The following is a 16,982-nucleotide window of genomic DNA, read 5'->3' on the forward strand; positions in this document are numbered from 1 at the left end:
CGCGAATCAGCGGAACGGCGGCTCGTCGAAGCTGCGCAGTTTGCGCGAGTGCAGCGAGTTGAGTTCAGTGCGCAACAGGTCTACCGCTTCGATGCCGATCTTCAGGTGCTGGCTGACCGCTCGCTCGTAAAAGGCGTTGGCCGAACCGGGCAGCTTGATTTCGCTGTGCAGCGGTTTATCGGATACGCATAACAGCGTGCCGTAAGGTACCCGCAGACGATAACCCTGGGCGGCGATGGTGCCGCTTTCCATATCCACCGCGACGGCGCGGGACAGGTTGATCAGTGGCCGTTCCTGCGCCCAGCGCAGTTCCCAGTTGCGGTCGTCGTAGGTCAACACGGTGCCGGTGCGCAGGCGTTTTTTCAGCTCGTCGCCCATTTCGCCTGTGACGTTCGCCGCCGCTTGCTGCAAGGCCATTTGCACTTCGGCCAGGGCCGGGATCGGAATATTCGGCGGTACCACGCGGTCGAGAATCCCGTCGCGGCGCATGTAAGCGTGCGCCAGCACGTAATCGCCGATGGTCTGCGACTGACGCAAGCCGCCGCAGTGCCCGATCATCAGCCAGCAATGCGGACGCAGCACGGCCAAATGGTCGGTGATGTTTTTGGCGTTGGACGGACCGACACCGATATTCACCAGCGTCACACCATGGCCGTCTTCAGCGATCAGGTGATAGGCCGGCATCTGATAACGATGCCAGACCACGCCGGCAGCAATCGCCGAGGCCTCGCCATGGTCCATGCTCTTTTCAATGATGACGTTGCCCGGCAACACCATGCGCACGAAACGCGGGTCGCTGCGCAATTGCTCCAGACCATGCACGATGAACTGGTCGACATAGCGATGGTAGTTGGTCAGCAGAATCCACGGCTGCACATGGCGCCAGTCGCTACCGGTGTAATGCACCAGCCGGCGCAAGGAAAAATCCACACGTGCCGCATCGAACAGGGCCAGCGGCAGTGGATCGGTGTTTTCCCAATCGTACAGGCCATCGGCGATGCCGTCGGTGGCGGCGGACAGGTCGGTACTCGGGAACACTCGCGCCAGGACCGCGGCGGTGACGCCGGAGCCGGCCAGCTCATCGCCCTGCTCGACTACGTAGGGGTACGGAATATTTTGCTGACTGACACCGACTTCGACGGTCACGGTGAAGTCGTGCATCAACGGCACAAGCTGTTCGAGCAAGTATTTGCGGAAGGCCGCCGGGTGGGTCACTGTGACGCTGTATGTACCCGGCAGTTGAACCTTGGCGTAAGCGCGAGTGGTTTGCGGTACTTCGCCCTGGCAATGGTAGGTCAGCCGCAATTCAGGATAACGAAACATCGCACGCTGTTCGGCGTCCGGTTCGATGCGATCCTTGAGGTAACGCTTGAGCGCTTGATTCAGCGCAGTGGTTGCACGCTCGTGCAAGATCGCAAGCCGATCCACGGCTTGCTCGGCGGTTTGAACGACAATAAAAGCTTCGGTCACGATCAGCATCCTGTGTTCTGACTTGCAGAGCTTCATCTTGCCTGCAACAGCGCTTCACGGGAACAGTGGCGTGTTGGTTGCAAACTGTTGACGGTACGCAGAAATAACCTGTGGGAGCGAGCCTGCTCGCGATAGCGGTTTGCCAGCCAATACGATTGTTGAATGTAAAAACGGCATCGCTAGAGGCTAGCGCCCACAGGGGATGGGTGTGGGTTACATAAAGGGGGTTGAGCGGGCGACGATCGCCTCCACTTCCAGCCCTCGCGGCAACGCGCCGTAAACACGTCCGCCCGCGCCGAGACGGCTGGCGATGAAGGCGTCACTCACCGCCGAGTTACCGGCTTCAAGCAAGAGCTTGGCCTGCAACCCCAGCGCGATATCTTCGGTTAGCTGTCGGGCGCGGTACTGAATGTCGCCGGTGTCCTTGAACGCCGTGCGCAACTGGTCGATGTGCGCGGCCAGACGCCTGTCGCCATGCCCGTCGCCCAACTCGCTGAACAACACATCGAGCACACCCGGCTCCTTCGACAAGGCGCGCAACACGTCCAGGCACTGCACATTGCCTGAGCCTTCCCACGTGGAATTGACCGGCGCCTCGCGATACAGCCGCGGCAGAATGCTGTCTTCCACGTAACCCGCGCCGCCCATGCATTCGGCGGCTTCGTTGATCATGGCGGGCGCACGTTTACAAATCCAGTATTTGCCTACCGCCGTCACCAGGCGGGCGAACCTGGCTTCATGGGCGTCATCCAGATGATCCAGCGCTCGCCCCATGCGCAGGCTCAACGCCAACGCCGCTTCGCTCTCCAGTGCCAGATCGGCGAGCACGTTCTGCATCAACGGCTGATCGCTCAGCAGCTTGCCGCCGACGCTGCGATGGGCGCAATGATGACTGGCCTGGGTCAGCGCCTGGCGCATCAGCGAGCTGGAGCCGACCATGCAATCGAAGCGGGTCATGGCGACCATTTCGATAATGGTCGGAACGCCGCGTCCTTCCTCGCCGACCATCCACGCCAGGGCACCACGAAACTCGACTTCGCTGGACGCGTTGGAGCAATTGCCGAGTTTGTTTTTCAAGCGCTGGATGTAGAACTGATTGCGTGTGTCATCCGGCCGATGCCGCGGCAGCAGGAAACAGGTCAGGCCCTTGTCGGTCTGCGCCAACGTCAAAAACGCATCGCACATCGGCGCCGAACAGAACCACTTGTGGCCGACCAGTTCGTACGCCTGACCCGGGCCGCCGACGCCGACCGGATAGGCCTTGGTGGTGTTGGCCCGCACATCGGTGCCTCCCTGCTTCTCGGTCATGGCCATGCCGATCGTGACACCGGTCTTGTGCGCGATGCCAACGTTGCGCGGATCGTACTCGGTGGCGAGGATTTTCGGCAGCCACTGCTCGGCCAGATCGGACTGCAAACGCATTGCTGGCACACTGGCAAAAGTCATGGTCAACGGACAGCCGCTGCCGGCTTCCGCCTGACTGTGCAGATAGGTCATTGAAGCACGAGCGACGTGCGCGCCAGATTGCGGATGCGCCCAGGGCAGCGAGGTCAAACCGTGTTCGACGGCGGTGCGCATCAATTGGTGGTAAGCGGGGTGAAATTCAACCAGATCGATGCGGTGGCCGAAGCGATCGTGGCTGTTGAACACCGGCTTGTTCTGGTTGGCCAGAAAACCCGCTTCCATCAGCGGTCCGCCGGCCAGCGCACCGTATGCATCGATTCGCGACTCGGCCCACCCTGCGCCATAGCGCCGTGACCACTCTTGCAGAGGCAAGTCGATGCGGTACAGGTTGGTGCCGTCCAGCGACGGCGGCTGATTGCTGACGTCGTGAGTTTCGGCGAACTGATGCAGGTTCATGACGGGGTCCTCTGGTAGGCCAAGAGGCTCAGTTAAGCACCGCGCCGAGGCCGAACAAAGTGGCATATCTGCCTAACTGCCGGCGCTTTCGCCGTGTTTCGGACAGAGCAACCGTCGATGCAAGCCCGCCTGCAAATCTTCGAACTTCACCGGTTTGTTCAGGTAATCGGTCAAGTCGCCGATGGAGCACCGCTCTCTATCAGCGTTGGCAGCCATCATGAATATCGGTAATTGCGCGCAACCGGGCAACGCACGGATCTGGCAGCACAAAGACGCCCCGTTATGCGGTGGCAGTTGGCAGTCGAGCAGCACGGCATCGAATGTTTCCCGCTGCAAGTGATCGATCGCGGAGTGCGCACTATCTGCCGTGCGCACGCAAAACCCCAGTTTTAGCAGCATCCCGCGCATTACCAGTTGGTTAATGCTGCTGTCATCCACCAGCAACACCGTGCACTCCTGCGGTTGACGCATACGCGGCACTTCGCGGATTGCCGATGGCACCGCCGAGCGTTCGACCACGGGCAGTTCAAATTCGACATCCAGCTGAAAGCGACTGCCGCTGCCGGGTTCCGAGCGATGCGTCATCTGCCCGCCGAGCAAGTCGACCAGTTGTCGACAAATCGCCAGACCGACGCCCAGGCCGCCATGTTCACGGGTCATCGAACCGTCCAGCTGGAAGAAGCGTTGATACAGGTTCGCTTCGCTCAGATCAGTAAAGCCGATGCCGGTGTCGATCACGACAAATGACAACGTCCAGCGGCCGGCCTCCACCGGTTTGCCGGTGACCCGCAAAATGACTCCGCCGATCCGGGTGAACTTGATCGCGTTGTCCAGCAGGCATTCCAGGCTTTGCGCAAGCTTAGCGCTGTCACCGTGCACGCGATCCGGCAGTCCAGGCGTGACATCAACTTTGAAGTCGAGGCCTTTGCTCGACGCATTGCCCTCGAACTGCAGGCGCAATGCTTCGATCAAGCTGCGCAGGCTGAAGGTCGACTTCGACACGGCGAGATTGCCGGCCTGCAATTCGGTCAGGGTCAGGATGCCGTTGACCATGCGCATCATGTCCCGCGCGGAACCGGCGGCCGTCTGCTGGTACTGCTCGAGTTCGGGATTCATTTCGACGGTCTGCATCAACTCCAGCGAACCGATGACACCGTTCATCGGCGTGCGCAGTTCGTGGGTCAGGGTCGCGAGGAATTCATCCTTCAACTTGTTGCTGTGCGCCAGTTGCTGATTGAGCGCTTCCAGCTTCTGACCGGCGTCAACCAGCGTCTGCGCCTGCTGCTCACGCATTGCGTTGATGCGATCGGCCAAGGCGAGGGACAACAAGGCGACCTCGATGGCCGAGCCGATCTGGCTGGAATACATGGTCAGGAACACATTCGGCAAGAAACCCAGCACCATCAGCGTGTTGACGATGCCGCCAAGTAAAAACGCTGACCAGGCAATGATGAAATACCGCGCCACCCGCAAGCCGCGCCACCAGACGAAAATGCCCGCGGCGAAAATTACCACGGTGAAGACCAGCGCCAGCGTCGTAGCCAGACGCAGCGCCAGGGCATAACTGGTCATCAACGACAAACCGACCACCAGAGCACCGAACGCAATCAATGCCAGCAGCAAACGGTCCAGCCAGCGACTGTATGTGGCCGTTTGCAGGAAGCTGCGGGCGAACTGGCTGCCGAACAAGCCTGCGCAGCCGATGAAAAAGGGTGTAGCGGCGTTCGCCCACCACGGGTTGTCCGGCCAGAAATACTGCACCGCTGCGCCGTTAACCGACAATTGATAGAAGCCGAACGAGGCGATGTAGAAAATGTAATAGAGGTAGCTGGTATCGCGCACGCTCAGGTAGATGAACAGGTTGTAGACCAGCATCCCCAGCAACACGCCATAAATCAGCCCCAAGACGTACAGACGCAGCGGCTGTTCTTCGAGGAACGCGGTGCTCGACCACAACGTCACCGGCGCTTGAACCGAGCCTTGACTCTGCAAACGCAAAAACAGCGTTTGTGTGTGTTCCGGGACGAAGTTCAGGTCGAACAGATAATTGTTCTGACGGACCTGGCGGCTGGCGAAGGGCAAGGCGTCGCCGGTCTGGCCTGCCAAACGGTAGCCACCGGCCGCATCGGGCACGTACAAATCAAGGTGATCAAGGGGCGGATAAGCCAGTTCCAGCAACCAGGTTCGCTGCGTGGAAGGGTTGGCCGGGCGGTAACTCAGATCGATTTTCAGCCAGAACACCGAGCGTGAGTAGCCGGCATTGAGCGTGTCCTTGTCGTGCGGCTTGAAGTGGCCGGCAGCGGCCTGTGCTCGCACGTCGGCGAGCGTCGCGTGACCTTCGACGTCTTCGAATACTTGCAGGGATTTACCCAAGGGGAGACGTTGGGTGAATTCATCGAATTCGACTGCGCTCGCCATGAGGGGCAAACAAAAAAGCAATATCAGCAAATAGCGCATTGAAGCCCCAGCGTGGCTTGTCCGGTTATCTCAAAAAGCCCCTCATTCCCTTTGAGCAGACATTAACCGGCGTGGCCTGTTATTGGTTTGGATCCACTCTAGCATAGCGGTTGATGGCCATTGAACACCATCGAAATTTTTCCTGAGAAAGGCTCTAGCACGGGTGTTCCAGTCTGATTTCCAGCTTTGCTCCCGGATAGCTTATAGAGGGTATCGACCGAAACCGGCACTCCTGTAGCAGCTGCCACAGGTCACGCTCATGACTCGCCAGTCGACTGGTGGTAAGCTCGCGCACCATGAATATCTACAGCTCTCGCCCCGTTGTCCTCTGTCTCTCCGGCCACGACCCCAGTGGTGGCGCCGGCCTGCAGGCAGATATCGAAGCCCTGCTGGCGCAGGGGTGTCATGCGGCTCCGGCCGTCACCGCCCTGACCGTGCAAGATACGGTCAATGTGACCGACTTCCGCGTGCTCGACCGAGAGTGGGTGCTGGCTCAAGCCAATGCCGTGCTCAACGACTCCGAAGTCGCGGCAGTGAAACTGGGCATGCTCGGTTCGCTGGAGATGGTCGACACCGTGGTCGAACTGCTCTCGGCGCACCCGCATCTGCCGATGGTCTGTGACCCGGTATTGCGCGCCGGTGGCGGCGGGCGACTGGGCAAGGACGAAGTCGGCTACGCCATGCGCGAACGTCTCCTGCCGCTGGCCATCATCGCGACCCCTAACCTCCCTGAAGCACGTATCCTCGCCGAACTGCCGGAAGGTACTGCAGACGAGTGCGCCGAAAAACTTTTGCCGTACGTCAAACACCTGTTGATCACCGGCGGTCATGGTGATGAAGCAGAGATCCACAATCGCCTGTACAGCCGCGACGGTACCCGTCAAACCTTTATCTGCCAGCGTCTGCCCGGCAGTTATCACGGTTCCGGTTGCACCCTGGCGAGTGCGCTGGCCGGTCGTCTGGCGCAGGGTGAAAACCTCGTCAGTGCCGTGCAGACCGCGCTTAACTACACGTGGCGAACCCTGCGTGATGCAGAGCAACTGGGCAAAGGTCAGTTCGTACCGCGCCGCCTGCCGCTGGATTTCTGTTCGTAACTTTTCATGCGTGAAGCGCAGAGGCTGGTCCGATGAAACTACGTGGCCTGTACGCCATTACCGACAGCCAGTTACTGGCCGGTAAATTTCTTTCGTACGTGGAGGCGGCGCTGGACGGCGGCGTCTCGCTGCTGCAATACCGCGACAAGAGCAGCGACGAAGCCCGACGCCTGCGCGAAGCCGAAGCCCTGCGCACTCTGTGCGAGCGCTACAAGACCCGCCTGATCATCAACGATGACGCCGAGCTCGCTGCGCGGCTGAACGTGGGCGTGCACCTGGGACAGACCGATGGTCCATTGACGCCGGCCCGTGCGTTGCTCGGGCGCCAAGCCATCATCGGCTCGACGTGTCACGCGCAGCTCGAACTCGCCGAGCAGGCGGCCAGGGAAGGCGCAAGTTACGTCGCGTTCGGTCGCTTTTTCAATTCCAGCACCAAACCCGGCGCGCCCACCTGCAGCCTCGACCTGCTTGACCAGGCCCGCGGCAAACTGCACCTGCCGATCTGCGCGATTGGCGGCATCACCCTCGAAAACGCTGCCCCGCTGGTGGCCCATGGGGTTGATTTGCTCGCAGTGGTCCACGGCCTGTTCGGCGCCGAAAGCACCGCTGAAGTCACCCGCCGCGCCCGCGCCTTTAACGAATTGTTCAAAATCTGATTTGAGAGCCCGATCATGTCTCGTTCCGAAACGCTGTTTGCCAATGCCCAGAAACATATTCCCGGTGGCGTGAATTCGCCTGTCCGCGCGTTCAAAAGCGTCGGCGGCACTCCGCTGTTTTTCAAACACGCTGAAGGCGCTTACGTCACCGACGAAGATGACAAGCGCTATGTCGATTACGTAGGTTCGTGGGGCCCGATGATCCTCGGCCACAGCCATCCAGAGGTGCTCGACGCGGTGCGCAAGCAGCTTGAGCACGGCCTGTCGTATGGCGCACCGACCGAGATGGAAACCCAGATGGCAGACCTCGTCTGCTCGATCGTGCCGTCGATGGAAATGGTGCGCATGGTCAGCTCCGGCACCGAAGCGACCATGAGCGCAATTCGGCTGGCCCGTGGTTTTACCGGCCGAGACAGCATCATCAAGTTCGAAGGCTGCTATCACGGTCACTCTGACAGTTTACTGGTCAAGGCCGGCTCCGGCGCGCTGACCCAAGGCGTGCCAAGCTCGGCCGGTGTACCGGCGGCTTTCGCCAGACACACCCTGACCCTGCCGTTCAACGACATCGACGCGGTCGAAAGCATGCTGGCCGAAGTCGGCCAGGAAGTGGCGTGCATCATCGTTGAGCCGGTGGCCGGCAACATGAACTGCGTACCGCCGGCGCCGGGTTTTCTTGAAGGCCTGCGCAGCCTCTGCGACAAGCACGGTGTTGTGCTGATTTTCGATGAAGTGATGACCGGTTTCCGCGTTGCCCTCGGTGGGGCACAGGCGCACTACGGCGTCACGCCGGACCTGAGCACGTTCGGCAAAATCATCGGCGGTGGCATGCCGGTCGGTTGCTTTGGCGGCAAACGTGAAATCATGTCGCACATTGCGCCACTCGGCCCGGTCTATCAGGCCGGCACTCTGTCGGGCAACCCGCTGGCAATGGCCGCCGGCCTGACCACATTGCGTCTGATCAGCCGTCCAGGTTTCCATGATGAACTGACCGATTACACCAGTCGTCTGCTCGACGGCCTGCAGCAACGTGCCGATGCTGCCGGCATTCCGTTCGTGACGACCCAGGCGGGCGGCATGTTCGGTTTGTACTTCAGCGGGGCCGACGACATCGTGACCTTCGATGATGTGATGGGCAGCGACGCCAACCTGTTCAAGCGCTTCTTCCACTTGATGCTCGAAGGCGGCGTGTACCTGGCACCGAGTGCATTCGAGGCGGGTTTCACCTCGATTGCCCATGGCGATGCCGAACTGAAACTGACACTGGACGCCGCCGAGCGCGCCTTCGCCGCCTTGAAATAAATGCTGCGCCGCTGACGTTGGCTATTGCCAGCGTCAGCATTTACCTACATCAACACCGTTACTCCCACTCTTCTGCCAATAATTACCCGCAAAGTGGGCGATATATTCCCCACGCAGCAGAAAAACGAGTAAAGACTTTGTAAGGTTGGCCCCGCTTATTTCATAATGCGCGCTTATTGGATCCCCCTTGTTGGGTCCGCGCGCCCTTCAGAGGTAAGTCGATTCCCATGAACCGCACCGGCCGCACCCTTGCATTGGGCTGCCTGTTGCTCCTTCAGCCCCTGCTAGCGCTCGCACAGGCAGGCGGCAACTCGTTGTTAATCCCAGCGATGGGTCGTTGCACCCTCAATACCCAGCCGCAAGATCTGGCGCAGGCACTCGCTGCCTGTCAGAAAGCGTCCGATGAAGGGGATGCACAAGCGCAATACGAGTTGGGTGAGTTCTATTACGACGGCAAGAACGCGCCGCGCGACCTCAATCAGGCGCTGGCCTACTTCGAAAAAGCTTCGCTGCAGGGTCACGCCCAGGCGCAGTTCAAGCTCGGCAGCATGTTTTTCCACGGCGAGGGTGTGCCGGCCAATAATGTTCAAGCCTATATCGTGCTGAAGATGGCGGCGGTGAATGGCGCGGAAGACGCGCTGGATACGGCCGACGAAGTGGCCGAAAAGATGCCCAGGGAAGAGTTGGAAGTGGCGACTCAAGTGCTGGGGCAGATCTTTCGTAAATACCTGATGGAATTGCAGAGCGCCGATGGGCGCACGCCGTTTGCGCCGCTCCCATGAAGCATGCGGTCCATTGGTGAGGGGATTCGCCTGGGTGAGAGGGCCTGCCTGAGGTGAGGGGCTTGCCTGAGGTGAGAGGCAAGCCCCCTCGCCACAACAATCCTCCCAGGCCATTCAACTCGCGTTTATTTCTCAGGCATCGGCATCGGAAACGGCATGACGTTGCCGACCGCGCCGCGGGCTTCGCTGATTTTCGGGGTGCCCAGACGCTCGACCTCATCGATGCGCACAATCGAATGCATCGGCACGAAACTTCGCACCACACCTTCAAATTGCGCTTTGAGCTTTTCTTCGCTCGGGTCGACGACCACTTGCGTGCGCTCGCCAAAGACGAACTCTTCCACTTCCAGGAAGCCCCACAGATCACTTTGATAGATCTGCTTGGCATACATTTCGTACACCTGGCCCTGGTTGAGGAAAATCACCTTATAGATTGGAGCTTCACGTTTGGTCATGGTGGGCGAGCAACACATCGGAGGATAAAAATGAGGGCGCGAACTATAGCATAGCCACCGGACGCACAGAGGTAGGAACCTGGGGACATGTTCCCTATAATGCGCGGTTCTTTGAATCACGTGATGACTGTATCCATGGCCAAGAAGCTTTACATCGAAACCCACGGTTGCCAGATGAACGAGTACGACAGCTCGCGCATGGTTGATCTGCTGGGTGAACATCAGGCCCTGGAAGTCACCGCTCGCGCTGAAGATGCCGACGTGATCCTGCTCAACACCTGCTCGATCCGCGAACGCGCCCAGGACCGGGTGTATTCCCAGCTCGGTCGCTGGCGCGAACTGAAACTGGCCAACCCGGACATGGTGATTGCCGTCGGCGGTTGCGTGGCCAGCCAGGAAGGCGCGGCAATCCGCGATCGCGCACCGTATGTCGACGTGGTGTTCGGTCCGCAAACCCTGCATCGCCTGCCGGAAATGATCGACGCCGCCCGCGCTACCAAATTGCCGCAAGTCGACGTGTCGTTCCCGGAAATCGAAAAATTCGACCATTTGCCAGAGCCGCGCATTGACGGGCCTAGCGCTTACGTGTCGGTCATGGAAGGTTGCAGCAAGTACTGCACGTTTTGCGTGGTGCCTTACACCCGCGGCGAAGAAGTCAGCCGACCGTTCGACGACGTGATTGCCGAGATCATACACCTGGCCGAAAACGGCGTGCGCGAAGTCACGCTGCTGGGGCAGAACGTCAACGGCTATCGCGGCGCCACGCACGACGGTCGTCTGGCTGATCTCGCCGAGCTGATACGCGTGGTGGCGGCAGTCGATGGCATCGACCGTATTCGCTACACCACCTCGCACCCGCTGGAGTTTTCCGACAGTCTGATACAGGCCCACGCTGAAGTACCGGAACTGGTCAAGCACCTGCACTTGCCGGTGCAGTCGGGCTCAGACCGGATTCTCTCGGCGATGAAGCGCAACCACACCGCACTGGAATACAAATCCAAACTGCGCAAACTGCGTGCGGCGGTGCCGGGCATTTGCATCAGTTCGGACTTTATCGTCGGCTTCCCGGGCGAAACCGAGAAAGATTTCGCACAGACCATGAAGTTGATTGAAGACGTCGGTTTCGACTTCTCCTACTCGTTCGTTTACAGCCAGCGCCCGGGCACGCCAGCGGCGGATCTGGCCGACGAGACGCCGGAAGTGCTTAAGAAGGAACGCCTTAATGCACTGCAACATCGCCTGAATCAGCAAGGTTTCGAAATCAGCCGACAGATGGTGGGGTCCGTTCAGCGGATTCTGGTAACCGATTATTCGAAGAAAGACCCCGGCGAACTGCAAGGTCGCACCGAGAATAATCGCATCGTCAACTTCCGCTGCGACAACCCGACCCTGATCGGCCAGTTTGCTGACGTGCATATCGATGCCGCGCAACCGCACTCGTTACGGGGCTCGCTGATCTTGTGACACTGCAATCTTCGGCTGAAAGGCTTTTGTGGCGAGGGGGCTTGCCCCCGTTCGGCGGCGAAGCAGTCGCAAAAATGCCGGGATCTCTGCGCGGCCAAATGGGGGCGAGCTCCCTCGCCACAGATCGACCGCCAGTATCCGGCATCTTTTTTAGAGCTTTCGCACCCGCCTCACTGGCGTTATCCTTGATTTCATCTTAATTGCCCCAGGGCGGCTAAATACGACCTTGAACGCACCCATAGAACCACATCGTTTCATCCTCGAGCCTTTTGAAGCTCGCCGCTTCGCTAATTTGTGCGGGCAATTCGACGAGCATTTGCGCTTGATCGAACAGCGCCTGAACATCGAGATCCGCAACCGCGGAGACCAATTCGAACTGATCGGCGACCCCAAACACACCACCTCCGCGGAAAACCTTCTGCGCCGCCTGTACCGGGAAACCAAAGGTACCGAGCTGTCGCCGGACACGGTTCACCTGTTCCTGCAGGAATCGGCCGTCGAAGCGTTGGACAACGTCTCTGCCTCCGAACCCTCCGTGGCCTTGCGCACCAAAAAAGGCATGATTCGCCCGCGTGGCTTGAACCAGTTGCGCTATGTGAAAGAAGTGCTCGGCAACGACATAAACTTCGGCATCGGCCCGGCCGGTACCGGCAAGACCTATCTGGCAGTCGCCTGTGCTGTCGATGCGCTGGAACGCGAGCAGATTCGCCGGATTCTGCTGGTGCGCCCGGCGGTTGAAGCGGGTGAAAAGCTCGGCTTTCTGCCCGGCGACCTGTCGCAGAAGATCGACCCGTACCTGCGCCCGCTCTACGACGCACTTTACGAAATGCTCGGCTTTGAACACGTGGCCAAGCTGATCGAGCGTCAAGTCATCGAAGTGGCTCCGCTGGCTTATATGCGCGGCCGCACGCTGAACAACAGTTTCATCATCCTCGACGAAAGCCAGAACACCACTGTCGAACAGATGAAGATGTTCCTGACCCGGATCGGATTTGGCTCCACTGCGGTCATCACCGGTGACATCACCCAGGTCGACCTGCCGAAAGGCACCAAGTCCGGCCTGCACCATGTGATCGAAGTACTCAAAGACGTACCGGGCATCAGTTTCACCCACTTCCAGCCCAAGGACGTGGTGCGACATCCACTGGTGCAACGCATCGTCGAAGCCTATGAGCGTTTCGAAAACCCCGTGGCCGATCCAGCGCCCAAGGACAGCCAACGCGATGCTTGAGCTCGATCTGCAACTGGCCACTGATGCATCCCTGCCAAGTGAAGCCGAGTTCCGCCAATGGTGCGAACTCGCACTGCGCCAGCGCACCGCGGACTCGGAGATGACCATTCGTCTGGTCGATGAAGCCGAGGCCCGTGAGCTGAATCTCACCTGGCGACAAAAAGATTACGCCACCAACGTTTTGTCGTTTCCGGCTGACGTACCTGACGAATTCCTCGACATTCCACTGCTGGGCGATCTGGTGATCTGCGTAGCAGTGGTCGAGCGCGAAGCGGCTGAACAAGGCAAGGAACTGAAGGCGCACTGGGCACATCTGGTGATGCACGGATGTTTGCATTTGCTCGGTTACGACCATATAGATGATGACGAAGCCGAAGAAATGGAAGCGCTGGAACGTTCGATGCTAGCGGAGTTGGGCTACCCCGACCCGTACGCGGCCGATGAACCCGAAATATCCCCTATCGTTACAACAAAGGATTCAGAGTAATCGCTATGAGCGAAGATCGATCGAGCAACGGGCAAAAGTCATGGCTGGGTAAACTTACCCAGGCTTTTGCCCACGAGCCGAAAAACCGCCAGGAGCTGCTGGAGCTGCTGCGCGATGCACACCAGAACAAACTGTTGGACAGCGAAGCGCTGGCCATCGTCGAGGGCGCTATTCAGGTTGCCGACCTGCAGGTTCGAGACATCATGGTCCCGCGTTCGCAGATGATCAGCATCAAGGCCACCCAGACACCGCGCGAATTCCTTCCAGCCGTGGTTGACTCGGCCCACTCCCGCTACCCGGTCATCGGCGAAAGCCACGATGACGTGATGGGCGTGCTGCTGGCCAAGGATCTGCTGCCGCTAATCCTCAAGGAAAACGGCGACAGCTTCAACATCAAGGACCTGCTGCGTCCGGCCACTTTTGTACCCGAGTCCAAGCGGCTGAACGTGCTGCTGCGCGAGTTCCGCGCCAACCACAATCACATGGCGATCGTGATCGACGAATACGGCGGAGTGGCCGGTCTGGTAACGATCGAAGATGTGCTGGAACAGATTGTCGGCGATATCGAAGACGAGCATGACGTCGAAGAAGACAGCTACATCAAGCCGCTGCCCAGCGGCGACTTCCTCGTAAAAGCGCTGACGCCGATCGAAAACTTCAATGAGTTCTTCGACAGCGAATTCTCCAACGACGAATTCGACACAGTGGGTGGTCTGGTGATGAGCGCGTTCGGGCACTTGCCCAAGCGTAACGAAATCACCGAAATCGGCCCGTACCGCTTCCGCATTCTGAACGCCGACAGCCGTCGGATTCACTTGCTGCGCCTGACGCCGATCGCCCGATAAAAACCAAGGATAGACATGCGCTGGATAACCCGCCCCGGCTGGCCCGGTAACCTGCTGGCCGTGGCGGCCGGTGCAATCACCACCCTGGCGCTGGCGCCGTTCGATGTCTGGCCGCTGGCACTGCTCGCGGTCGGCTTGTTCTATGCCGGTTTGCGCCAGCTGAGTCCGCGTCAGGCGCTGGGTCGCGGCTGGTGTTTCGGTTTCGGCCTGTTCGGTGCCGGGACCAGCTGGATCTACTACAGCATCCATAACTTCGGCGGCGCCTCGGTGTTGCTGGCAGGTTTTTTGATGCTGCTGTTCACGGCGGCAATTGCCTGGTTTTTCGCCCTGCCCGCGTGGATCTGGGCCCGCTGGTTGCGCCGCAACGAAGCGCCGCTGGCCGATGCGCTGGCGTTTGCCGCGTTATGGGTCGGTCAGGAAGCGTTTCGCGGCTGGTTCCTCACCGGTTTCCCGTGGCTCTATTCCGGCTATAGCCAGCTCGACGGCCCCTTGGCCGGGCTTGCCCCGGTGGGCGGCATGTGGCTGATTTCCTTCACGCTGGCACTGACGGCCGCGCTGATATTCAACGCCGCGAGGCTCCTGCGCACCGGTCGCAAAGGTTTCATCGCCGCCGGCGTGTTACTGCTGATCGGTCCCTGGGTGGCCGGCATGGCACTCAAGGAACACCCCTGGACCATCCCGTCGGGTGCTCCGCTGAGTGTTGCCGCAATTCAGGGCAATATCGAACAAAGCATGAAGTGGGACCCGGCACAGCTCAACGCGCAGCTGGCGCTTTACCGTGACATGAGCTTCAGCTCCAAACGCGTCGACCTGCTGATCTGGCCGGAAACGGCCGTGCCGGTGCTCAAGGAGTCCGCTGAAGGTTACCTGAGCATGATGGGGAAGTTCGCCGCCGAGCGGAACAGCGCCCTGATAACCGGCGTGCCGATCCGACAGGAGCTCAACCATCAGAAGCGTTTCTTCAATGGCATCACGGTCACCGGTGAAGGCGAAGGCACCTACCTCAAACAGAAACTGGTGCCGTTTGGCGAATATGTTCCATTGCAGGATCTCTTGCGCGGCCTGATCGCCTTCTTCGATCTTCCGATGTCGGACTTTGCTCGCGGGCCGGCCGATCAAGCGATGCTGCAAGCCAAGGGTTACCAGATTGCGCCATTCATTTGCTACGAAGTGGTGTACCCGGAATTTGCCGCTGGCCTCGCCGCTCGCAGCGATCTGTTGCTGACGATCAGCAACGACACATGGTTCGGCACCTCCATCGGGCCACTGCAACATTTGCAAATGGCGCAAATGCGCGCGCTTGAGGCCGGCCGCTGGATGATCCGTGCCACCAATAACGGCGTGACCGGTCTGATCAACCCGTTCGGGCAGATAACTGCGCAGATCCCTCAGTTCGAACAAGGCATTCTTTACGGTGAAGTGGTGCCGATGCACAACCTCACCCCGTACCTTGAGTGGCGCTCTTGGCCGTTGATTATTGTCTGTGTGTTGCTGTTTGGCTGGGCTCTGGTGGCTAACCGTATGGCGAAGACGGTTTAGAAGTTTGGGGGCGACTGAAAAGATCGCAGCCTCGTTTCACTCGACAACTCCTACAGGAAGAGCGCGCAATCCCTGTAGGAGCTGTCGAGTAAAACGAGGCTGCGATCTTGTGACCTTCAGCGGTAGAACAACCAATACCCGACCTGCCCAACCGCCTCATTGATCAATTGCCCACTGCGCCGGACAGATTTGGCGTCGGGTATCCAGCCACCCAACGGCTCGCCGTTAGCCACACTCAAAAAGCCCATCGGCGCCGGCACCACCTCAAACCCTGCCTGCTGGAAACTCCAGACCGAGCGCGACATATGCCACGCCTGCGTCACCACGACCACGCGCTTGATGCCTTGCGGCAGTAACATCTCGGCGCTGAACTGAGCGTTTTCCCACGTGGTGCGGCTGCGCTCTTCCTGCCAGCGCACGGTCACGCCGAAATCCTCGCGCATCGAATCTGCCATCAGGCGCGCCTCACTCGGCGGTGTGCCGTAGTGCAAACCACCCGTAGTGAGAATCGGTAAACCGGAAGCTTTGGCGAGGCGCGCGGCATAACGCTCACGGTCCAGTGCAACATCAGTTGGCTGATCGCTGCCCCAAGCGGGGTCCCCGCGCTCACGGCCCGATCCGAGCACGACGATCGCGTCAGCCCGCTGCGCCAGAGTCGCCCATTCTTCGCGACCCAACGCCGGATCATGTTCGAGGGCTTTGGCGCCCCACTCCACCGCAATCGGCAGGCTCATGAGCAAGAAGCCGCCAGAGCCCAGCGCAAAACATACGCCCGCCAGCCTCGGTCGGGTGCGACGAAACCACCAGGCAAGCGCCAGCAACAGCAACAAAATGCCGGGCGGCATCAGAAGGTGTTTAACGAAGTAACGAAAAGGCATCGAGCATCTCCAAAAGATGCCCGAAGCCTAAGTGGGTGGAACCCGGTCGACAACAGATACGCAAAAACAATTATGCTGAAGAATATGACCATAGATTATGGTTTCAATAACCCTTGCCTGAATTGCACAGAGCGCGACTTAGCTGCGTCCCTGCCAGACTGCTTGTCCTTGAGCCAGATGATCTTGGCCGAACGCGGTGCGTCGAGTTGCTTCAAGGCTTGCGACAAGCATCCTTGTGTCTCACGTTCACTGCGGTCCAGATATGCCCTGACCAGTTCAAACTCTGCAGCGCTCAAGCCACGCAACTCCAGCTCCAACGGGCGTTCATCACGCAGGCGCCCGGCCGTCTTGGCCGCATCCAGGGCCATGCCCAAACGATCAATCAGTCTTTCGTACAGCTCCGGTTTTGTAACTTTCCGCTGTGACTCAACCATCCCTCACCTCATTGAAGATAACTCTCGCTCC

Annotated in this window: 15 protein-coding genes; 9 read left to right on the plus strand and 6 right to left on the minus strand. The window is 59.6% G+C overall.

The annotated features are described in order from the left end of the window. Positions 1 to 6 precede the first annotated feature (6 nt). The 3 genes from amn to F8N12_RS03400 all read right to left on the minus strand — a co-directional run bounded on the left by amn (position 7) and on the right by F8N12_RS03400 (position 5,787). Positions 7 to 1,506: an AMP nucleosidase gene (amn, locus tag F8N12_RS03390; RefSeq protein WP_191623103.1), complete on the minus strand. Its 1,500-nt coding sequence runs from the start codon at positions 1,504 to 1,506 to the stop codon at positions 7 to 9. 177 nt (positions 1,507 to 1,683) lie between these two features. Then, complete coding sequence (locus tag F8N12_RS03395; protein WP_150579170.1) at positions 1,684 to 3,330, minus strand: acyl-CoA dehydrogenase family protein; 1,647 nt, start codon at positions 3,328 to 3,330, stop codon at positions 1,684 to 1,686. 72 nt (positions 3,331 to 3,402) lie between these two features. Next, positions 3,403 to 5,787, minus strand: a complete 2,385-nt coding sequence (locus tag F8N12_RS03400; protein WP_150579171.1) for a hybrid sensor histidine kinase/response regulator — start codon at positions 5,785 to 5,787, stop codon at positions 3,403 to 3,405. Positions 5,788 to 6,083: 296 nt separating this feature from the next. Here F8N12_RS03400 and F8N12_RS03405 point away from each other — a divergent pair, with 296 nt between their 5' ends. The 4 genes from F8N12_RS03405 (at position 6,084) to F8N12_RS03420 (ending at position 9,618) form a co-directional block, all read left to right on the plus strand. Next, positions 6,084 to 6,881 carry a hydroxymethylpyrimidine/phosphomethylpyrimidine kinase gene (locus F8N12_RS03405; protein ID WP_150579172.1) on the plus strand — a complete coding sequence of 266 codons (798 nt, stop codon included), beginning with the start codon at positions 6,084 to 6,086 and terminating at the stop codon, positions 6,879 to 6,881. A 32-nt stretch (positions 6,882 to 6,913) separates the two neighbouring features. Next, complete coding sequence (gene thiE, locus F8N12_RS03410; protein WP_150579173.1) at positions 6,914 to 7,537, plus strand: thiamine phosphate synthase; 624 nt, start codon at positions 6,914 to 6,916, stop codon at positions 7,535 to 7,537. Between the two features lie 15 nt (positions 7,538 to 7,552). Continuing rightward, entirely contained in the window at positions 7,553 to 8,836 is a 1,284-nt protein-coding gene (hemL, locus tag F8N12_RS03415) for a glutamate-1-semialdehyde 2,1-aminomutase (protein WP_150579174.1), read from the plus strand. A 227-nt stretch (positions 8,837 to 9,063) separates the two neighbouring features. Next, positions 9,064 to 9,618, plus strand: a complete 555-nt coding sequence (locus F8N12_RS03420) for a tetratricopeptide repeat protein (protein WP_028620805.1) — start codon at positions 9,064 to 9,066, stop codon at positions 9,616 to 9,618. Positions 9,619 to 9,743: 125 nt separating this feature from the next. On the opposite strand, the gene F8N12_RS03425 is transcribed toward F8N12_RS03420, so the two are convergent. Next, entirely contained in the window at positions 9,744 to 10,073 is a 330-nt protein-coding gene (locus tag F8N12_RS03425) for a DUF1820 family protein (RefSeq protein WP_007894425.1), read from the minus strand. Between the two features lie 135 nt (positions 10,074 to 10,208). Between F8N12_RS03425 and miaB the strand changes: the two genes are divergently transcribed. From miaB to lnt, 5 genes are all read left to right on the plus strand, one after another. Further along, on the plus strand, positions 10,209 to 11,537 hold the full coding sequence (gene miaB, locus F8N12_RS03430; RefSeq protein ID WP_191623104.1) for a tRNA (N6-isopentenyl adenosine(37)-C2)-methylthiotransferase MiaB: 1,329 nt from the start codon (positions 10,209 to 10,211) through the stop codon (positions 11,535 to 11,537). 226 nt (positions 11,538 to 11,763) lie between these two features. After that, a complete protein-coding gene (locus F8N12_RS03435; protein ID WP_150579176.1) occupies positions 11,764 to 12,768 on the plus strand; it encodes a PhoH family protein in 1,005 nt (334 codons plus the stop codon). Beyond that, on the plus strand, positions 12,761 to 13,255 hold the full coding sequence (gene ybeY / locus F8N12_RS03440) for an rRNA maturation RNase YbeY (protein ID WP_150579177.1): 495 nt from the start codon (positions 12,761 to 12,763) through the stop codon (positions 13,253 to 13,255). Before F8N12_RS03435 ends, ybeY begins: the two co-directional genes overlap by 8 nt. Before the next feature lie 5 nt (positions 13,256 to 13,260). Continuing rightward, positions 13,261 to 14,100 (plus strand): HlyC/CorC family transporter, encoded by an 840-nt coding sequence (locus tag F8N12_RS03445; protein ID WP_017340984.1) that lies wholly within the window; start codon positions 13,261 to 13,263, stop codon positions 14,098 to 14,100. Between the two features lie 15 nt (positions 14,101 to 14,115). Continuing rightward, complete coding sequence (gene lnt / locus F8N12_RS03450) at positions 14,116 to 15,639, plus strand: apolipoprotein N-acyltransferase (protein ID WP_150579178.1); 1,524 nt, start codon at positions 14,116 to 14,118, stop codon at positions 15,637 to 15,639. Between the two features lie 116 nt (positions 15,640 to 15,755). On the opposite strand, the gene F8N12_RS03455 is transcribed toward lnt, so the two are convergent. Beyond that, complete coding sequence (locus F8N12_RS03455; RefSeq protein ID WP_150579179.1) at positions 15,756 to 16,517, minus strand: YdcF family protein; 762 nt, start codon at positions 16,515 to 16,517, stop codon at positions 15,756 to 15,758. Between the two features lie 95 nt (positions 16,518 to 16,612). Next, positions 16,613 to 16,951, minus strand: coding sequence for a hypothetical protein (locus F8N12_RS03460; protein WP_150579180.1), 339 nt, complete (start codon positions 16,949 to 16,951; stop codon positions 16,613 to 16,615). Between the last annotated feature and the right edge of the window lie 31 nt (positions 16,952 to 16,982).

It is taken from the genome of Pseudomonas fluorescens, from assembly GCF_902497625.1.
In the GTDB taxonomy this organism is placed as follows: domain Bacteria; phylum Pseudomonadota; class Gammaproteobacteria; order Pseudomonadales; family Pseudomonadaceae; genus Aquipseudomonas; species Aquipseudomonas fluorescens_BQ.

What these genes read in the sequence shown, in the direction of transcription:
- amn (WP_191623103.1), bottom strand. Translation starts at nt 1,506, where the DNA reads ATGAAGCTCTGCAAGTCAGAACACAGGATGCTGATCGTGACCGAAGCT.
- F8N12_RS03395 (WP_150579170.1), bottom strand. Translation starts at nt 3,330, where the DNA reads ATGAACCTGCATCAGTTCGCCGAAACTCACGACGTCAGCAATCAGCCG.
- F8N12_RS03400 (WP_150579171.1), bottom strand. Translation starts at nt 5,787, where the DNA reads ATGCGCTATTTGCTGATATTGCTTTTTTGTTTGCCCCTCATGGCGAGC.
- F8N12_RS03405 (WP_150579172.1), top strand. Translation starts at nt 6,084, where the DNA reads ATGAATATCTACAGCTCTCGCCCCGTTGTCCTCTGTCTCTCCGGCCAC.
- thiE (WP_150579173.1), top strand. Translation starts at nt 6,914, where the DNA reads ATGAAACTACGTGGCCTGTACGCCATTACCGACAGCCAGTTACTGGCC.
- hemL (WP_150579174.1), top strand. Translation starts at nt 7,553, where the DNA reads ATGTCTCGTTCCGAAACGCTGTTTGCCAATGCCCAGAAACATATTCCC.
- F8N12_RS03420 (WP_028620805.1), top strand. Translation starts at nt 9,064, where the DNA reads ATGAACCGCACCGGCCGCACCCTTGCATTGGGCTGCCTGTTGCTCCTT.
- F8N12_RS03425 (WP_007894425.1), bottom strand. Translation starts at nt 10,073, where the DNA reads ATGACCAAACGTGAAGCTCCAATCTATAAGGTGATTTTCCTCAACCAG.
- miaB (WP_191623104.1), top strand. Translation starts at nt 10,209, where the DNA reads ATGGCCAAGAAGCTTTACATCGAAACCCACGGTTGCCAGATGAACGAG.
- ybeY (WP_150579177.1), top strand. Translation starts at nt 12,761, where the DNA reads ATGCTTGAGCTCGATCTGCAACTGGCCACTGATGCATCCCTGCCAAGT.
- F8N12_RS03445 (WP_017340984.1), top strand. Translation starts at nt 13,261, where the DNA reads ATGAGCGAAGATCGATCGAGCAACGGGCAAAAGTCATGGCTGGGTAAA.
- lnt (WP_150579178.1), top strand. Translation starts at nt 14,116, where the DNA reads ATGCGCTGGATAACCCGCCCCGGCTGGCCCGGTAACCTGCTGGCCGTG.
- F8N12_RS03455 (WP_150579179.1), bottom strand. Translation starts at nt 16,517, where the DNA reads ATGCCTTTTCGTTACTTCGTTAAACACCTTCTGATGCCGCCCGGCATT.
- F8N12_RS03460 (WP_150579180.1), bottom strand. Translation starts at nt 16,951, where the DNA reads ATGGTTGAGTCACAGCGGAAAGTTACAAAACCGGAGCTGTACGAAAGA.